The organism is Draconibacterium mangrovi (genome assembly GCF_010586825.1).
In the GTDB taxonomy this organism is placed as follows: Bacteria; Bacteroidota; Bacteroidia; order Bacteroidales; family Prolixibacteraceae; genus Draconibacterium; species Draconibacterium mangrovi.
The window spans coordinates 304,491-322,408 of record NZ_JAAAGB010000005.1 but is presented as its reverse complement, the minus strand read 5'-3'; the positions used below and the strand labels follow the sequence as shown (position 1 = coordinate 322,408).

General features: G+C 40.9%; 16 protein-coding genes. 6 read left to right on the top strand and 10 right to left on the bottom strand.

The window, feature by feature from the left end:
• Positions 1 to 14 precede the first annotated feature (14 nt).
• The 9 genes from G4420_RS14750 to ric all read right to left on the bottom strand — a co-directional run bounded on the left by G4420_RS14750 (position 15) and on the right by ric (position 9,246).
• Complete coding sequence (locus G4420_RS14750; protein WP_163324698.1) at positions 15 to 212, bottom strand: hypothetical protein; 198 nt, start codon at positions 210 to 212, stop codon at positions 15 to 17.
• A 330-nt stretch (positions 213 to 542) separates the two neighbouring features.
• On the bottom strand, positions 543 to 3,020 hold the full coding sequence (locus G4420_RS14745) for an alkaline phosphatase D family protein (RefSeq protein ID WP_163324697.1): 2,478 nt from the start codon (positions 3,018 to 3,020) through the stop codon (positions 543 to 545).
• 8 nt (positions 3,021 to 3,028) lie between these two features.
• Positions 3,029 to 4,474, bottom strand: a complete 1,446-nt coding sequence (locus G4420_RS14740) for a sulfatase family protein (RefSeq protein WP_204273702.1) — start codon at positions 4,472 to 4,474, stop codon at positions 3,029 to 3,031.
• A 381-nt stretch (positions 4,475 to 4,855) separates the two neighbouring features.
• Complete coding sequence (locus G4420_RS14735) at positions 4,856 to 6,043, bottom strand: DUF438 domain-containing protein (protein WP_163324696.1); 1,188 nt, start codon at positions 6,041 to 6,043, stop codon at positions 4,856 to 4,858.
• Positions 6,004 to 6,570, bottom strand: coding sequence for a DUF1858 domain-containing protein (locus G4420_RS14730; RefSeq protein ID WP_163324695.1), 567 nt, complete (start codon positions 6,568 to 6,570; stop codon positions 6,004 to 6,006). The genes G4420_RS14735 and G4420_RS14730 overlap by 40 nt, the downstream gene beginning before the upstream one ends.
• A 3-nt stretch (positions 6,571 to 6,573) precedes the next feature.
• Positions 6,574 to 7,815 carry a DUF438 domain-containing protein gene (locus tag G4420_RS14725; protein ID WP_163324694.1) on the bottom strand — a complete coding sequence of 414 codons (1,242 nt, stop codon included), beginning with the start codon at positions 7,813 to 7,815 and terminating at the stop codon, positions 6,574 to 6,576.
• A 3-nt stretch (positions 7,816 to 7,818) separates the two neighbouring features.
• A complete protein-coding gene (locus tag G4420_RS14720; protein WP_163324693.1) occupies positions 7,819 to 8,016 on the bottom strand; it encodes a ferredoxin in 198 nt (65 codons plus the stop codon).
• A gap of 56 nt (positions 8,017 to 8,072) precedes the next feature.
• Positions 8,073 to 8,513: an RrF2 family transcriptional regulator gene (locus G4420_RS14715; protein WP_163324692.1), complete on the bottom strand. Its 441-nt coding sequence runs from the start codon at positions 8,511 to 8,513 to the stop codon at positions 8,073 to 8,075.
• Between the two features lie 4 nt (positions 8,514 to 8,517).
• Positions 8,518 to 9,246 carry an iron-sulfur cluster repair di-iron protein gene (gene ric, locus G4420_RS14710; RefSeq protein ID WP_163324691.1) on the bottom strand — a complete coding sequence of 243 codons (729 nt, stop codon included), beginning with the start codon at positions 9,244 to 9,246 and terminating at the stop codon, positions 8,518 to 8,520.
• A 107-nt stretch (positions 9,247 to 9,353) separates the two neighbouring features.
• Between ric and G4420_RS14705 the strand changes: the two genes are divergently transcribed.
• Positions 9,354 to 11,594, top strand: a complete 2,241-nt coding sequence (locus G4420_RS14705) for a nitric-oxide reductase large subunit (protein ID WP_163324690.1) — start codon at positions 9,354 to 9,356, stop codon at positions 11,592 to 11,594.
• Between the two features lie 323 nt (positions 11,595 to 11,917).
• A complete protein-coding gene (locus G4420_RS14700) occupies positions 11,918 to 12,457 on the top strand; it encodes a CHRD domain-containing protein (RefSeq protein WP_204273701.1) in 540 nt (179 codons plus the stop codon).
• A 125-nt stretch (positions 12,458 to 12,582) separates the two neighbouring features.
• Here the strand turns inward: G4420_RS14700 and G4420_RS14695 are convergent, their stop codons facing one another.
• Positions 12,583 to 13,617 (bottom strand): alpha/beta hydrolase, encoded by a 1,035-nt coding sequence (locus G4420_RS14695; RefSeq protein ID WP_163324689.1) that lies wholly within the window; start codon positions 13,615 to 13,617, stop codon positions 12,583 to 12,585.
• 426 nt (positions 13,618 to 14,043) lie between these two features.
• On the opposite strand from G4420_RS14695, the gene G4420_RS14690 reads away from it, so the two are divergent.
• From G4420_RS14690 to G4420_RS14675, 4 genes are all read left to right on the top strand, one after another.
• Positions 14,044 to 15,054, top strand: coding sequence for an aldo/keto reductase (locus G4420_RS14690; RefSeq protein WP_163324688.1), 1,011 nt, complete (start codon positions 14,044 to 14,046; stop codon positions 15,052 to 15,054).
• Between the two features lie 297 nt (positions 15,055 to 15,351).
• On the top strand, positions 15,352 to 16,221 hold the full coding sequence (locus G4420_RS14685; protein WP_163324687.1) for an alpha/beta fold hydrolase: 870 nt from the start codon (positions 15,352 to 15,354) through the stop codon (positions 16,219 to 16,221).
• Positions 16,222 to 16,347: 126 nt separating this feature from the next.
• On the top strand, positions 16,348 to 17,241 hold the full coding sequence (locus tag G4420_RS14680) for a carbohydrate kinase family protein (protein ID WP_163324686.1): 894 nt from the start codon (positions 16,348 to 16,350) through the stop codon (positions 17,239 to 17,241).
• Positions 17,242 to 17,444: 203 nt separating this feature from the next.
• The gene (locus G4420_RS14675) at positions 17,445 to 17,819 is read left to right on the top strand and encodes a DUF2147 domain-containing protein (protein WP_163324685.1); all 375 of its coding nucleotides are present in this window, start codon (positions 17,445 to 17,447) and stop codon (positions 17,817 to 17,819) included.
• Positions 17,820 to 17,918: the final 99 nt, after the last annotated feature.

The following is a 17,918-nucleotide window of genomic DNA, read 5'->3' as shown; positions in this document are numbered from 1 at the left end:
GTAATCACTCTTATTCACCAAATTAGCAGGAACCTCTTCTCCCTATAGCGGTTATAATAATCTTTTACCACACCTGAATATTCGTAGTTATCAAACACATCGCCATTTCCGAAAATCCTGGGATCACCTTGTTTTTGCAATTTCTCTGTCATTTCCTTACTCATCGTATTCCTGAGTTCGGTATAGTTTTCGCTGGCTGCAAGGTTATTCATACAGAACGGATCCTCTTTAATATCATATAACTCTTCTGAGACGCGTTTACCAAAATTAAGTTGTCAGTACTCCGCTTCTCCTTTCTTTCTTCTTGTATCAAGAATGTATGTTTTTGTAGGGCTACCATCGTAATTCAGATTGGCGAGAAGAATGTTGGGAGCTCGTTTTTCCGCTTTTGTTTTGGATTTTGCCGATATCCACTCAAGATAATTATAAGCGGAAATACAAGCACAAGAATAGTTTGTTTCATCCGTTTAAAATATTTCGTTTCATTCGATCATATCTTCTGGTTAAATGTTGTTAGCGGATGATATTTTACTACTAAATATTTAAAACGTAATTTCTATTTCCGATTCAGTATCTCCAGAGGAAATGCCCGTCACCTCTTTTATCGTGTTCTTCTCGGGGTAGGTAACTTTTATGGTGTACTTCCCTTTTTGATAAGCGACGGGGTGAAACTCATTTCCTTTAATCCGCACGATACTTTCCGTTTCCCCGGTTTGTTCATTAATCACTTCAACCACCGGGTCGGCATCTCCCAACACCTTTATAGTTGGAAGCTTTATCTGGTTTACTTTTCCAAAATTATCAAACTGTGATATGGTTAATGGCCATCCTGAAAAGTGATCTTCATTTTTTGGATTTTCGGCATCGGCCAGGAAACGTATCGCATCCAGGGTTATATTTCGGGTTTCAGTATCCAACTCAATTAAACCATAACCCGATGATCTTAGGTTAGCCATAACATACCTGTTCTCATCCGTCTTTTTTCTGCCCGGATTACCTACAGCATAAACATAGGTTTTATTACCAAAAGCATCTTGGTAATTACCCGTGTTTGGATGATTATGCGAAGGGCGGTTTTGAACAGGAATTCCTAAATCGTCGGGTCTGAACCAGCGTTGATAGCCTACAGTAATAGCAGGAGTACAGAAACACCAGCCGGCATCCTGGTATTCATCGATACCGTACTGTATGACGCTGGGCAAGTGCTGATCGCCTGCAACTTGAAAAGCAGCCGCCTTACGAATAATTTTTAGCGCTTTGTCTCTTCCCGATTTTGGCCATCCTCCGGAATCCATATCTCCGTAAAGATATCCGTTGTATGAACCGTGATGAGTGGCAGTATTGGCAAAAATGGTTTGGTTTAGCAAGACTTTCATTTTTGCATGTTTCCAGTCTTTGATCCAGAAATTAAGAAAATCCAGTTGTCGATCGCCAAGCATTTTTAACTCCGGTTTTTCAACCTGTGAAAAGTTTTTTAATGGTTCGCTGATATGATCTTTTCTGCCGTCCCAGGTTGATACCAAATCAGGGCCCGACTTAAAAATGCGGTCGCTGATTATTGCAAAACTTACTCCACCATAAACCAGATGAGTATACCACACCGACATACCATTGCCAATTGTTGTTGGATCGTAAGGATCGGGAAGATGCGCACATTGACTTCGGTTCACTGCATTCACCATTTTAACTGATTGAGCAAATCCCTGCCGGTCATCTGTATTATAGTTTTCGGGTGATTTTTGCTCTCCCGAGGCTCCCCACAAATTTCCTTGATACACATCATGATCATCGGGAGTTACGATGGTTGGCCGGTCGCGCATCAAATCACGAAATGCCCATCCGAACATATAATACTTGCCGAGATAATTCAGGATGGACAAATCTTCCGGATACCTGATTATGCCGTATCCTCCATTCGATTCATATATCTGGTCGCCCGAGAAATAAAGCATATCCGGGTTTTGTTTATTTAAGTTTTTTACCAGCGGAGAATAAGGAAAACCGTAATGAAACTGACATGTGAGTCCGGCCAGCTTCAAGGGTTGGCCTGTTGGTTCTTTACGGATAGTGCCTTCGTAGAAATGTTCTTTTTCCCCATCCCGGAAAACAAGCCGATAGGGTACCTCCTTATCGGATTGCCAATCTTCAACTTTAAACGTAGCGGTTCTGGAATCAGGATCAATCGTTTCGCTGGAATACGCAACCCAATCAGTGTCTTCTTTTAACTGCAACTCAATCTCATGGCTGTCTTTTTCGCCAAGCGGAGGAAGTTGAGCTGTTAGCTTAACCACGCCCCTGCTCAATGTGTACATACTGAAAAGAATCGGGCCAAAACTATTCCCGGGTTGATGAATCACCTTATTTCCTTCTAGCTCCAAATCATCAAACCAAAAGGAAGGTCCGTTCGCTTTCGCATCTGCAGTTTGAAAGTTGTTCACGAGCTGAATCAATCCTGAAATTTCTCCTTCAAAAGATTCCTCAATACGAATGCTTTCCGTCCCGTCAGCACTTTGAACCGTCATCTTCAGCTGCGTAAGATTATTACTTTGCTTTCCGGTTAATGAGATTGTACTGCTTTTCCAATCAAAATCGTCGGGTAATTCGATTTGATTCTGACCGAGAAATGCAAAACCACCGGTATGTAAACCAGCGTTTAAGCCTTTGCCAAAATAGCACGCAGCCCGCACATCATCTTCCTCTATTGCTTTTACACCCACCGAGAGGCCAACAGAGCCCGGGTTATTCCCATCCGCTGCAAGGCCAGTTTTAATACGAATCGAAAAAGTTCCATCGGCTGCACTCAAGGGGTAGGTTAACAGGTTAACCCGGGAGTTGAGCACTTTCCCGTCGCATACTATATGTCCACTTTTTACCTGCCAGTTTTCCAACGGAACAGACCAGAAATCCTCACCAATCCATACACGATCATTTAGATGATCAAATTGAAAAGTTGTCTTTTCGTCTTTTGTGCAGGCACAAAAAACAATAAAAAACAGTATTACAAAATGTAGTTTTTTCATACGTTAATTTAGTTTTCGGTTCCGGGCATTGTTCCTCTTATTTGTTCCGTTTTTAATCTTTCTCCTGTTTCACGGTCAAACCAGTCGGGGGTTAAATTTTCAGGAGTTGTATCACCGGTTTCGTTTTGCCAGTTATTTAATATGGTTCTCATTTCAACCAGTTTTTCGCGATAACGACTTAGGGAAGCCACGTTTAGCAATTGCTCTTTTTCAAGGTTAAGGTCAAAAAGTTCTTCAACAGGCCGGGGCGTAACAAAAATATCGGCCTGTGCCGGAGATAATCTGCCAAGGTCGCGCAGTTCGTTCAGCGACGCTTGTGTTGGTGAGTTTTTCGAGTCGGCCGGACCACAATTGCTGAGATTTGGCCGTGCGTTAAAAAGGTAAAGAAAATCTTTTGTCCTCACCATTCGTTCATGCGCTTCATAATCATGCCAGTTGTGTTCTGAAAAAACCATCTGCCTGACTTCTGCTTCCGGATTTTTCAGAATTTGCAGAAAACTTACTCCCTGGTAGTTTTCGGGAACAGCAACATCGGCAATTTCCAGAATGGTAGGTGCAATGTCGACGGCGCTAATCAGACTTTCGGTATAACCTGCATTTTTATCCATTTGTACAGGCCAGTGCACTACAAAAGGTGTTTTCATTCCACTGTCGTAAACCCGGGTTTTACTCCTAGGGAAAGGCCGGCCATTGTCAGCCATAACAATAATAACGGTATTTTCCAGCACTCCCTGTTTTTGTAATTCCTGCTTAACCAGCCCGATATAGTAATCAAAACGGGCAATTTCGTTGTAATACGATGCGATGTCCTGCCGCGTCTCCGGCGTATCATTGAAATATACCGGCACTTCAATATTTGCGGGATCATGCGTTATTTTAAAAGTATCGGCTCCCCACGCACGATGAGCATCGTACGACGCCAACCAAAAAAAGAAGGGCTTATCCTTGGGACGTTCTTTAATAAATCGCACCCAGTTCGCTTCACCACCATCGCCGTTTTTATATCCGTTTCCATCGGTATAGCGATCAAAAGCCCGGTGTGTTGCTTCTCCCATGTGCCATTTGCCGGCATGAGCTGTGTAATACCCGTTTCCCTTCAACAATAAAGGAAATGGGATTTCGGACTCGGGTAATGCGGTGTGCAGTTCTGCAGCACCATTCGAATGAGGGTATTTACCCGAAATTATGCTGCAACGGCTGGGACTGCAGGAACTGGCGGTAAGAAAAGCATTGTTGAAAAGTAATCCTTCGCTGGCAAGTTTATCGATATTGGGTGTTTTAACAACTTTATTTCCGTAACACCCGAAATCGTTCCAGCTAATATCATCCGCTATAATAAAAACAATATTAGGCTTTTGCGAATCGGAGCCTTGTGTTTGGTAAATTCCAGAGAAAAATACGACTGTGCACAAGACAATTAACATTAGTTGAGGTTTTAATCTTTTTAGGTTCATTTGTATTAGTTTAGTTAGTATTCAAGACCGCGTTAAATGATTACCGACACAAATAATCGCAAAAAAATTTATTGATTGAATCCAACCCCACAGCGTATTGTTCTCTCAGGATATGTCGTATTACTCAAACATAAATCTAATAATATTTATTTTATCTCTCAATTAAAATTTCAAATGAACCACCCCGCTACAAACAGACTGGGTATCCCGAAAAAGTATGATGTTTCTGAATTCGCCCCGGAGACGGGGAATTGACCTCATTAGCACCCGATTGCTACGCACCGGGATCAGTTCGTCTTCAGTATTTCAGTTCTCCGTTAGCTAACGGATGCAGGAATTAAAGTCTCACTGATTAAAAAACCACTTAGAGACTCTTAACTATCACCAGTCGAGCAAGCGTTTTTCACCCTCCAAAGCTTTGATACCGGAAATTTCCTGCGACACTTCAATCACTCCTTTGTAATTACCCGATTGATCTCTTACAGCAAAATACTGAATAAGAATAAACTCTCCTTTCATTCTTATCCAGAATGAAGCATCATCCTTTTCTCCCGACCTAAACGATTCCACAATTTTCTCCACCACATGTACACTTTCCGGAGGATGGCAATTTTTAACCTCGCGCCCTATAATTGCAACCGTTCGCGGGAAAATTCTTTTTGGAGGAGTAGAAAAATACTGAACCTTGTTGTGTTCGTCAACATAAGTAATATCAACGGGGAGATGATTAAAAATCAGTTTAATTTGTTCTGCTTTTAAAATTCCGGTTCCAAGATTTATAAATCCATCAGCAACACTAACTTGTTCTTCCTCGGTAATATTTCGGGGTTGAATATATGGATAGCCAATTTCAAAGCCCAAACGATTCATCGCTTGTAATTCTTCTTCGTCTATGGTAGAAAGAATCACAGGAAACAAGATATGTTCTTCCCTGAATTTGATGGCCATCATACTAAAAAAGATATCGCCCACGCAACGATTAAATTGTTTTATTTCAATTGATCCATTTTCAAGTTGGGCGATCACAAACTTTATATTAGCTCTGATATCATCATGGATAGACCACATAACCTGCAGGCAACGGTAATCGGGCCAGGCTTTTTCAATGGCCGGAAAGAGTACGTTTTCTTTAATTGTGTAATGTTTTACAAAAACCTCCAACTGTTTGAATTTGCTGAGCAATTTCGTTTGCAAAGCATCGTTCCCGGGATCTTTTACAAAGGCTTTAAATACCGGTCTTATTTCATCCAACACCAGCACCATTTCCCGGTTATTTTGTTCCAACACCGCTAAAAAAGAATCGGTAGGAGGTTCTATTCGCGGGTAAGTTTCAATGGAAATATGAAATATATTCAAAAGTTTACTCGCAAGCTTTTTTAGGTCCTCAACCGGGTATCCTTCTTTTACCAGGCTATCGAATAGGGCAATAAAATCACCGGGAATAACCGATGGTATAAAATCTTTATTTGTGATAACAAAGGAATGTGCATTTCCGGTATCAAGGATCAGTTTTGAAAGTTCTTTTAATTTTATGAGCCTTTTCTCGTTGGTTTTTGTGAATTCCGACATAAAACTTCGTATTTAACAAAAAATACCCAATATTCTTCCTCCGACTTCTTGTTAAGCCAGTGGCTGTAGTTCATGCTTAGTGATTTATCCAGCAACGGAGCCGGAATAAAAGGCGCTATTACTTTCAGTATTTCACTTTCTTTCAATTTTTTAATTTGCGACATTACTTCATGAACCGGTTGTTCTCCTGCATTCAACATCTCCCGGATATCAATTGTTTCCATGATATTGCTCTCGTTAAACCATTCCGGTTTTTCAGTTTTATAATGTACACTTTCATCGCCAACCGTATCAACATTGCTCTGGCCAACCTCACCTCTCAGTTTATTGATCAGCTCTTCCACTTTCAATCCGCCAATAGTAGCTGCCTGGCTTAAAGTTGTAATTTTGGTAATGGTTTTTCGCAACACCGGATTCCGGAGCTTTTTAAAAGGAGGTGCTGCACTAATCAGAATATCTTCCAACTGTGGATAGGCTTCCAGCAGATCAAATATTTTCGTTTTGGGTGTGATAATCAGTTTTTCCATCTCTTATTCTTTTTCGTCAGTATAAGATAAGATCCTTCGTTCGCCTTCCAAACTTCGGTTCTCGGAAAGGTCTTGCGAAACCTCTAAAGTTCCAAGGTAGTTGCCATTTTCATCACGCAAAGCGAAATATTCGATTTTAATGAATTTGCCTTTCATTTGTATCCAGAAAGGTGCGTGTGAAGCTTTTCCCGACTTAAAATCTTCCAATATTTTTTCAACAATATGAGTACTTCCCGGGGGGTGGCACAAACGCACATCGCGGTTTATAATGGAGCGACTGCGGGCAAATATCCTTTCTTTTCCCTGGGTAAAATATTTCACTTTGTCGTTTTTGTCAACAAAAGTCATGTCGAAGGGAACTGAGTTCAGAATAGCTTTTATTTCCTCGGCAGAAAAACTCCCCGATGGCAACTGAATATTTCCGTCAGAAGTAATGTTACTTTCCGCTGCTTCTTCGGTAAGGCCCTCAGGCTTCCATTCAACTTTTGGATCATACAGCGAAAAACCATATTCCAGTGTTTGTTTATGAATATTCCACCAATCTTCGGTAGTAAGCACATCCATGGCCATGGGGAACAAAATCTCTTCCTCTTTTTTAATCATATCAACCAAACCCTGAACAGTGACATAAAACAACAATTCAAGCGAATCAAAAAGATCTTCCAGTTTCAGTCCGGGTGTTTTCAGAATGGTTATACAAGCTTTCAGTTGATCTCGAATTTCATCGTGTTTGCCCCACATTACTTTTGGCGGACCGGTGATTTCATTTTTTTCGAGATAAGGAAAAACCAAATACTCTTTTCGCTGGTAATGTTTGTCAACATCCATTAACTGGTTAAAAAGACCTTCCAGCTTTAGCGCATAGGTTTTAAAGTCACCTTCGCTTATATGTGGCAGCTCATCGAGCTGCTGTTTGGCCTGTTCTGCCACTTTTCGCAGCTCAACATTCTCTTGCTGAAATACATCAACCGGATGTCCTTCAGGAATGGTTTTAGCCCCCGACAAATCAACATTTCCCTCCAGCACCGAGCCATGAACATCGCAGAGTTTTAATACCTCCTCTTCCGGCAAACCCTCCTGCATCAGTTCCTGTTCTACTTCAACTACCTCGCCGTAAGGAATATTTTTCAGTGATTCCACCAGTTCTTTCCGAACACTATCAGCCGATTCTCCCTTATGCAGTTTTAAAATCAAATGCTTTAGTTGTTCCTTCCTGTACTTCGAATTGTTAATTAGTTCACTCATAGCTTATTCCTCAAATATTATAATTTGTACGGGGCAATTTTCAGCTGCTTCTTTAATTTCCTGTTCGTATAAGGTGTAATCAAGCCCCGGCACCACAATCATTTTATCGAAAACTTTAAATACCCGCGGCGCAAACAGATTACACATTTTACAGGCAATGCAGGTGTTTAAGTTATCGTCTCGCCAAACTCGTTTAATCATCACTCAAAACCCGGTTAACAAGGCACCAACAACTATTTCTATCAGGGAAGGTATTACTAAATAATTCCTCTGTTTAAAACAGCTTCTCCCCTTCTTATTTTATCCGACAGTGCTTGTATGGTTTCTTCTTTTACGATTTCAAAAAATTTATCGCGTACTTCCTTGTACTGTTCATGTAACGGACACGGATTATCATTGTTACACGATTTTAATCCGAAACCACATCGATGAAAACAGGCATCCCCTTCCATCACGTGAATCACCTGGTACAGCGTCAGTTCTTTCTGTTCACTGTTAAAAAAGAATCCACCGCCCCGGCCTTTTGCCGAGTCAACTAATCGGTGTCGGGTAAGCGTTTGCAAAATCTTTGCTGAAAACGCAGAAGGTGCCTCTATTTCTTTTGCAATCTCGATAACACCCGGTCGTTTCTCCTCCCAGTTTCGGAGCTGGATGAAAACAAGTGCCCGTATTGCATATTCAGTACTTTTAGCCAACATAAACTTAGTTTTTCGAAATAATTTCTTTTTCCAAAGCTAATGCTTTCAAAAATAAAATATTGTTTTCTAAATGAATATGTCGATGTAAATCCTGCTCAAAATCATTCAATGTTTGATAAGTAATACGGTAAGTATTACATGCATCGGGCGGACAGGTATAATTAGATGTTAATGCTGCAATTTCGAAAAAGCGCTCGCCTTCAGCCTGGTGTTCGTTCAACATGTCCTGAATGGGTGCATCAATTCCTCCAAATTCGGGCAATCCCTGATTTCCTCCGTTTCTAAATTTGACCAATTTGCGGATATACGGGAACAAATCCAACTCTTCCTTTTGCATGTGTGCCGCCAGGTTACCGGCTGCCGTTTCAAACATTTCGCGAACCTTAAAAAGCTCCGGGTGATTCTCGCCATGCACACTACAGAGTTTATTAAGCTTTTCGCTTAGAAAAGGAATATTGTCGTTGACATAAGAGTGATGCCTTTTTTCGATGTAATCGCACAGTTCGTTTAGCTGCATCGAATCGATATATTTCGAATCCGGATCGTTGGCCAGCACTACTGCTTCCAATTCAGGTAACAAAGTTGCAATATCAATATTTGCTTTTTCACAGGCTTTTTCAAGAGTAATACCGCCACCACAACAAAAATCGATGTTGTTACGATCAAATATTTGTGCTGTTTTATAATTCTCTTTTACAACCTCGCCTACTGTTAATTTTTTACTGATTTCCATAGCTATTCTATTATTTGACAAATATAGAAACATTTTATCAAAGGACAACAGGGTCCTTTTATAATTTTATTATACATTTGCTGTACTAAACTTTTAAATCATTATTTATGAATTCTAAAAAACTCTGGATCGGTTTTATCCTCGTAATGGTAATTTCGTTTGGAATACTTGGTTATTTTGGCCGGGAAATCTACCGACAAGCACCTCCCATTCCTGAAAAAGTAGTATCGCCTGATGGTACAGTTTTATTCACCTCGGCCGATATTAAAGACGGCCAAAATGTCTGGCAATCGATGGGTGGACAGGAAGTTGGAACCATATGGGGGCACGGCGCCTACAAAGCCCCCGACTGGACAGCCGACTGGTTGCATAAAGAAGTCCTTTTTATTTTAGACACCTGGTCGTTGGCCGAATTTTCTCAATCGTATGATGACCTGCAGGACGAAAAACAGGCGCTTCTTCAAAAACGCCTTCAAAACGAACTGCGGAAAAACACATACGACAAAGCTTCGCAAAGTCTCATAGTTTCAAAAGTTCGTGCCGAAGCCATTAAAAGTAACAGTGCCCATTATTCCGGTTTATTTATGAATGATCCTGATTTGGCACATCTAAGGGAAGCATACGCTATTCCGGCCAACTCGATTAAGGACGAAGCCCGAATGGACAAAATGAATGCATTTTTCTTTTGGGCAAGCTGGGCAACGGTTACCGAACGCCCCGGAAAAGATATTACATACACCAATAACTGGCCTCCTGAAAAACTGGTTGGTAACGAGCCAACAGGCTCATTGCTTTTATGGACTGGATTTAGTGTAATTATTTTGCTTTTCGGCGTTGGTCTTTTGGGATGGTATTATGCTACCAACCGCGAAGAAGATACAAATCCGGATATTCCGAAGGTAAATCCTTTATCGGGATCTCAACTTACTCCGTCGATGAAAGCCACCTTAAAGTATTTCTGGGTGGTAACTGCACTTATACTGGTACAAATATTAATGGGTGTAATTTCTGCGCATTACGGAGTAGAGGGCCTGGGTTTCTATGGCTTACCTTTAGCTGATGTCCTCCCGTATTCTATCTCAAGAACCTGGCACATACAGCTGGCCATCTTCTGGATAGCAACCTCGTGGCTGGCTACCGGATTATTTATAGCACCGGCCATTTCAGGTAAAGAACCAAAATTCCAGCGTTTTGGCGTAAACTTTTTGTTTATCGCCTTGCTGATCATTGTTGTTGGCTCCTTAGCCGGCCAATGGATGGGCGTAATGCAAAAGCTGGGACTTGTTGAAAATTTCTGGTTTGGACACCAGGGCTACGAGTATGTTGACTTGGGACGGTTCTGGCAGATTTTCCTACTGGTAGGTTTGGTATTGTGGTTATTCTTAATGGGTCGCGCCATTTGGCCGGCATTGCAAGCAAAGAATGAAAACAGGCATTTACTTACCATGTTCCTGATTTCATCGATTGCGATTGCAGCTTTTTATGCTGCCGGTTTAATGTGGGGACGCCAAACTCACCTTTCAATTGCCGAATACTGGCGTTGGTGGGTTGTTCACCTTTGGGTTGAAGGATTTTTTGAAGTATTTGCAACTGTCGCAATCGCCTTTCTCTTTGTGCGAATGCAGCTGATTCAAACAAAAATTGCAACAGCAAGTGTACTGTTCTCAACGATAATTTTCCTTTCCGGGGGTATAATCGGTACCTTCCACCACTTATACTTTACAGGTACACCAACAGCTGTACTTGCCCTGGGAGCAACATTTAGTGCTTTGGAAGTAGTTCCACTGGTATTAATGGGTTTTGAAGCCTATCACAACATACGAATGAGCCGCGCCAAAGAATGGGTTACTGCTTACAAATGGCCGATATACTTTTTTGTTTCGGTGGCATTTTGGAATTTCCTTGGTGCCGGAATCTTCGGATTCTTAATTAATCCTCCAATAGCGTTATACTACATGCAGGGATTAAATACAACTCCGGTTCATGGTCACACCGCTTTATTCGGAGTTTATGGTATGTTGGGAATCGGACTGATGCTTTTTGTTTTGCGCGATATGGATTTAAATGCAGTCTGGAAAGAAAAATCGATACGCAACGCATTCTGGATGATGAACATAGGACTTTTGTTAATGGTAGTACTTAGCGTGTTGCCTGTAGGTTTGGCGCAAACGGTTGCCAGTGTGAAGCATGGTTTGTGGTATGCCCGTTCAGCCGAATTTTTGGAAAGTCCTACGCTGGAAACAATACGCTGGCTACGTGCTATTGGCGATACCATTTTTGCAGTTGGGGCACTGTATTTGGGCTGGTTCGTTTTCGGTTTGAAAACGGGATGGTCGATAAAAAAATAGCTATGGTGTTATTTATAAAAAGGGAGTAAACATTTACTCCCTTTTTATTTGCTGATTAATCAACAAAAAGTCGATTAGGATAGATCTTAGTTCTCATCAATTTTAACGTAATATTTATTTAAAGGACATATTTGTCTTTTTTTCAAATACTTCGTAAATTACTACAACCAACAATATGAAACAGACAAGAGTAAAACACTTTGTGAAGGACTGCAATTAATTGATGGAATGAAAAGGATCGGGGACGATCATAAAGCTATTGCCAACTCAGTAAAAGGGGATATTGCAGGAGTTGAGGTATATTAATTAAAACATTAAACATTATGAAAAAGCTTTCAGTATTGATGGTACTAATAAGCATCTTTGCTTTTGTATCATGCGAAAAGTCTGATCTTATACCTGAAGATCAGCAGGAACTAGTTACCAAAAGTGCTAAAAAGGTTCTGAATTTCAGAACGCATTTATCAGGAGATAATGAGGTGCCTTCTGTGGAAACGATGGCTACCGGACAAGCCATTTTCCAACTGAGCAAGGATGGAACTGAATTGTCGTACAAAGTTATTGTTGACAGCATCATGGATGTTAGAATGTCACATATCCATTGGGCTGCAGAGGGCGAAAACGGACCGATAGTTGCATGGTTGTATCCATCGGCACCACCGCCAGTGGTTATCGAAGGTTATTTCAGTGGGGTTCTGGCCGAAGGTGTAATTATGGACTCCGACCTAATGGGGCCACTTGCAGGTGCGACTGTAATGGATTTGGTAGAGCAGATTTATGCAGGAAAAACCTATGTAAATGTGCATACGATACAAAATCCGGGTGGTGAGCTTAGGGGACAGATAAAAGGTAACATGCCCTAGTCGGACAAGTAAAATAAATGAAAGAAGGCAAAATTCTAAAACATACAATTGATTAATGAAGGGCAACCATAAAGGTTGCCCTTCATTTTTTTAGTGTATTCAAGATGATTCTTAATACTATTTATTCATTCCCCAAACTTTAAATAAAAATCAAAAAACGGCAGTACCTGCTGCGGAATACGCCCGTCTTTGGTATAAATTCCACTTCCGTGCGTACCAATATATTCTTCGGCAAAATGAGTGATACCGGTGTTTTCGAGCCGTTGGCTAAACATATCACATTGCAGTGTAAACCGGTCGCCGGCATTTCGGCCCCAATCGAGTTTTATAGCTTTTAGTTGCTGCAGGTTTTCAAGGTTTTCATCAATCATATGAACAGGCATATTATCATACCATTTCTGCAGTACCTCCTGATTAACAGTGAGCTCATCTCCGTTATAAACAAATGGAAAATCACAATAAAACGGAGGGTTCTCAGGATTCGGTGACCACGAGCGGCCAAAGGCCATCATCACACTCCCGAAATAGGATTTTTTTAATCCTTCAATTGTTTTGATCGCCGACAATTCTCTGAATGTATTACTGTTTGGCCCATACTCGGCAACAATAGTTAAAGCTCCCGGGCTAATCGCATAAACCGTAGTAAATATATCGGGATGGTGCATGGCAATTTTTAAAGCGCCATAACCACCCATGCTGTGACCGGTAATTCCACGACTTTCTTTTTTCGGAATAGTTCGGTAATTTTCATCCATATACTTTACCAGATCGAAAGCCGTAAAATCTTCCCAATTCCCAAATACACCCGAGTTACTGTAGAAACTTCCCTGGTAAGTGGTTTTTTCATCGGGTATAACCATTATAAAAGGTTTGATTTTGTTATCGGCAATTGCATAATCAAGAAGACCTGACATCATCTCCATCATTTTATTATCGCCCATAAAACCATGCAGAAAATAGATAACCGGATAACGCTGATCGCTGTTTTGATAGTTCGGAGGAAGATAAACCGAAACAGCACGGTTTGGATTCTCTCCAAAATCATTTTCCAGATTTTGAGAATAAATCGTATCGGTTACTACTGTTCCTTTATCGTTTTGAGCAATAGACAGTATAGAAACGTTGAGAAATGCAATAAGTAATAGAGATTGGATTTTCATAGTCAAAATTTAGGTTCTTCGAAATATAATAAAAATAAAGAAAGATGAGTGAAGTTAGTAAGTAATAGACTACATCATTAAACATCAGACGATACTACTCAACATCGCTTCGTGGAAAAGTCAATTTTAAAGGATTCCCCACTATCCCTTGCAAAAAAGAAGGCAAAGTATTAAATTACAGGTATAGAGTTTATTACTCACAAATACTTTGCAAATGCAATTCTTTGTTTTCGGAATTTAAATTCAAAAAGCAGTGAAACTTGCAAGATGAATCAGAACAGACATTGGACTGTTTGCAGTAGAACTAAAACCAACAAATCATGAATTCGAAATCTGCTATCATTGTCACTCTTTATCTAAGGCTCATACAAAAATGAAAGCCTTCGAAAGAGGATGACAATTTTGCTAATACAAAAAACATATATCATGAAGTACAATTTATTAGGAAACACAGGATTATACGTGTCAGAACTTTGTTTAGGCACCATGACTTTTGGTGGCCGCGGCATGTGGACAGCTATTGGAACACTGCCACAAGACCAGGTAAACAACTTAGTAAAACAATCGGTTGACGGCGGAATAAATTTTATTGACACCGCTAATATTTACAGCGAGGGCCTGAGCGAACAAATGACCGGGCAGGCCATCCGCGACCTCGGGTTAAAACGCGACAACCTGGTAATTGCCACAAAAGTACGCGGACAAATGGGCGAAGGACCCAATGAAGTGGGGCTGAGTAAAAAACATATTCTGCAACAAGCCGACGAAAGTCTAAAGCGTTTAAACATGGACTATATCGACCTCTACCAGATTCATGGTTTCGACAGACTTACTCCTCTGGAAGAAACGCTTGAAGCACTCGATTCGCTGGTCAAAAGCGGAAAAGTAAGATACATAGGCTGCAGCAACCTGGCCGCCTGGCAACTTATGAAAGCGCTGGGCATTTCGACACAGCAACACCTTAGCAAGTTTGTTTCGTTGCAAGCGTATTACACCATTGCCGGGCGCGATTTGGAACGCGAACTGGTTCCGCTGCTTCTCGACCAAAAAGTGGGTCTGATGGTTTGGAGTCCGTTGGCGGGAGGATTATTAAGTGGTAAATACAGCCGCGATGCAGAAACAAAAGAAGGCCGGCGGGTAAATTTCGACTTTCCACCTGTAAACAAAGAAAAAGCCTATGACATTGTGGATGTTATGCGAAAAATTGCTGACAATAAAGGCGTTACAGTGGCCCAAATCGCTTTGTCGTGGCTTTTGCATCAACCTGCTGTTTCATCGGTAATTATTGGCGCCAATAAACCCGAACAACTTGCCGATAACTTAAGTTCCGTAGATGTAAAACTGGAAGCCGAAGAACTCGACCAATTAAACGAAGTAAGTAAACTGGCTCCTGAATACCCGGGTTGGATGATCGAACGCCAGGGCAGCGGCAGATAAATTTTTTATACAGACTACTTTCGCAACATAGTGTTTAGCTACTGCAGTTGCAGAGAAACCAATACTTCAGAAAATTAAAAAAGAGGGCTGCCAAGTCCTCTTTTTATTTCCTCCCCCGCAGCATTTTCAAAATTATCGACCCATCAATTTAGAAGCCAACAAAAGTATTTCTCCCCCATTCCCTGATTTCGGTTTATTCTTGAAAGACTAAAAATTGAACTGAATTTATTATCTTGTTACCATTGAAATCTAACGAATTAGACACAATTCTCAATTGTTTCTGGCTAAACTACAACTATGAAAAACAGATTCTTCTTTATCACCATTCTGCTTCCGGCAATTTTCATAATTACAAGTTGCGGGAATGAAACACCAATAACCGCAACATCAGACGATGGCGTCACAATAGCTTTTAGCAGTAAGGGAAAAGGAAAACCTGCTGTTATTTTCGTTCATGGATGGACAAATCCCCGAACGATATGGGACGATCAAATGGAACAGTTCTCGGAAAAATACAGGGCTGTTGCCATTGATTTGGCGGGCTCCGGCGAATCGGGTAATAACCGTTCTGAATGGACAATGAATGCATTTTCAAACGATGTAATTGCGGTAATCGACAAATTAAAATTGGATGAGGTTGTGCTGGTAGGATTCTCGATGGGAGCTGCCGTTGTTGTTGAAACAGCCAATCAAATCCCGGGAAAAGTAAAAGGAGTGGTCATTGTCGACAATATGCAGAATCCGGAAAGGAAATTACCTCCGCAAATGATTCCCGTAGTGGACAGTATGATGATGGATCTTTTAAATAATATGAGCAACGAAAAACTGGTTGCAATGGGATTCTACAAAACAAATCAGGAAGCTAATTTCGAACGGGTGCTCAGTCTTTACCCTGAAAATGTATCTCAGGTTGGATGGCAGGAATCACTTCATGGAAACATTAAATGGATGAATGAAAACTGTATCGAATCGCTTCAGCAATTGCAGGTTCCGCTTCATGCCATTAATTCGGATATGGAACCAACCGAAGTTGAGATCTTCAAAAAATATGTTCCCGGGTTTAAAGCTAAAATCATAGCTGGTGTTGGTCATCTTGTTTTTTGGGAAAAACCAGGCGAATTCCAGCGTTTATTAGACGAAAGTATTCAGGAATTTATAACGCAGTAATAAAGCATTCAAAGCCCCCGGTATTTTTAAATTTAATCACCGTTTTAAGGAAACGACAGACTGTTATTACAGTCGCCCCTTAATACAAGTTGAAAGAAAAGAAGTACAAAATATAGACTAATAGAAATGAATATTACAAATAACGAAATCCTATGTTTTGGTGAGGTTTTGTGGGACCGGCTTCCATCGGGAGCAAAACCCGGTGGTGCTCCCATGAATGTTGCTTTGCACCTAAACGCAATCGGACTTAATGCGGCAATTGCCAGTGCTGTTGGTAACGATGATGCAGGAAAACAACTCCTTGACTTTTTGCAAAATTCAGGAGTAGATACCTCGTTGATTCAAATCGATGAGACATTGCCTACAAGTGAAGTTCTGGTTCACCTCGACGAGCACAACAATGCCTCATACGAAATATGTGAACCGGTGGCCTGGGACAATATTCAGCTTAGCGATGAATTAGCTAAAAAAGCACAATACTCGGGACTGATCATTTATGGTTCGCTGGCAGCACGAAAGCAAACTACGCGCGAAACACTCTTAAAATTACTGGATAACAAAGCGGTAAAATTAATTGATGTAAACCTGCGCCAACCTTACGACAAACGAGATGTGCTGGAACTTCTGCTGGCTAAATCTGATATCGTAAAACTAAACGATGATGAACTACGCGTTTTTGCCGGCTGGAACGGAATTGAGGGCAAAACAGAGGAAGAACTGATAAAATGGTTTGTTCAGCTTTACAAGGTAGAGATGCTTTGTGTTACCCGTGGCGACAAAGGAGCAGCAATGTATTTTGAAAACAATTTTTACGAGCATCCCGGATTTAAAGTTAACGCAGTAGACACAGTTGGTGCCGGCGATGCTTTCCTTGCCGGGTTGGTAGCGGCTTTCCTGCAAAAGGAATCACCTGCAGAAGCGATTACCTTCGCCTGCGCAACAGGAGCTTTTGTGGCGTCGAAAGCAGGGGCAACACCGAAATACGACATGGATGAAATTCAGGCAATAATCAATCAGTGAATAGTAACCTGAATTCGTTTTCATATAAAAACAGTTTCTATAAAAATACCTTTTCTATCGATAAAAATCCCGGGTTCTTCTATTATGTTCCTTCAATAGCGGATTCATAAATAACTTGTTGACAATAATTAAAAATGTGGGAGATCGTAAAAATTAACGATACCAACTACATACATTTTAATAACTTAAAATTTCAAAAAACGATGAAAAGAATCTTATTTTCTTCAGTAATGGTATTTATCTTTTTGTTGGGCATCAGCGCAACAGCAAGCGAAGGTATTACCGGAAAATGGCAAGCAAAGATGGGGCCAGACGGCGACATGGTGATTACTTTCGATTTTAAAGTGAACGGTGATAAACTTACCGGAACCGTTTCTACCCCGATGGGTGACCAGGAGATCAGTAACGGAAAAGTTGATGGTAACTCTTTGTCATTCGAGACAAAGATGATGGACAGCACCATTAAACACACCGGGAAACTGGACGGTGAAGTAATTAAATTGAAAGTAGAAATGCCGGAAGGCGGTCCTCAAGGTCCTTCTCCTGGTGATGGAATAACATTAAAACGTGTAAAATGAACTACCTCGCAGTGAGCTAACGAGGTATGAATATGGAATTTAGTTAAAAACGATGCAAGCATCGGAGTATTAACTCATTTATCCCGATACGCTATGCTA

Coding starts and splice junctions, on each gene's coding strand:
- G4420_RS14725 (WP_163324694.1), bottom strand. CDS start 7,815: ATGAGTGAACTAATTAACAATTCGAAGTACAGGAAGGAACAACTAAAG.
- G4420_RS14735 (WP_163324696.1), bottom strand. CDS start 6,043: ATGTCGGAATTCACAAAAACCAACGAGAAAAGGCTCATAAAATTAAAA.
- G4420_RS14680 (WP_163324686.1), top strand. CDS start 16,348: ATGAATATTACAAATAACGAAATCCTATGTTTTGGTGAGGTTTTGTGG.
- G4420_RS14715 (WP_163324692.1), bottom strand. CDS start 8,513: ATGTTGGCTAAAAGTACTGAATATGCAATACGGGCACTTGTTTTCATC.
- G4420_RS14690 (WP_163324688.1), top strand. CDS start 14,044: ATGAAGTACAATTTATTAGGAAACACAGGATTATACGTGTCAGAACTT.
- G4420_RS14720 (WP_163324693.1), bottom strand. CDS start 8,016: ATGATTAAACGAGTTTGGCGAGACGATAACTTAAACACCTGCATTGCC.
- ric (WP_163324691.1), bottom strand. CDS start 9,246: ATGGAAATCAGTAAAAAATTAACAGTAGGCGAGGTTGTAAAAGAGAAT.
- G4420_RS14730 (WP_163324695.1), bottom strand. CDS start 6,570: ATGGAAAAACTGATTATCACACCCAAAACGAAAATATTTGATCTGCTG.
- G4420_RS14745 (WP_163324697.1), bottom strand. CDS start 3,020: ATGAAAAAACTACATTTTGTAATACTGTTTTTTATTGTTTTTTGTGCC.
- G4420_RS14705 (WP_163324690.1), top strand. CDS start 9,354: ATGAATTCTAAAAAACTCTGGATCGGTTTTATCCTCGTAATGGTAATT.
- G4420_RS14685 (WP_163324687.1), top strand. CDS start 15,352: ATGAAAAACAGATTCTTCTTTATCACCATTCTGCTTCCGGCAATTTTC.
- G4420_RS14750 (WP_163324698.1), bottom strand. CDS start 212: ATGAATAACCTTGCAGCCAGCGAAAACTATACCGAACTCAGGAATACG.
- G4420_RS14675 (WP_163324685.1), top strand. CDS start 17,445: ATGAAAAGAATCTTATTTTCTTCAGTAATGGTATTTATCTTTTTGTTG.
- G4420_RS14695 (WP_163324689.1), bottom strand. CDS start 13,617: ATGAAAATCCAATCTCTATTACTTATTGCATTTCTCAACGTTTCTATA.
- G4420_RS14740 (WP_204273702.1), bottom strand. CDS start 4,474: ATGAACCTAAAAAGATTAAAACCTCAACTAATGTTAATTGTCTTGTGC.
- G4420_RS14700 (WP_204273701.1), top strand. CDS start 11,918: ATGAAAAAGCTTTCAGTATTGATGGTACTAATAAGCATCTTTGCTTTT.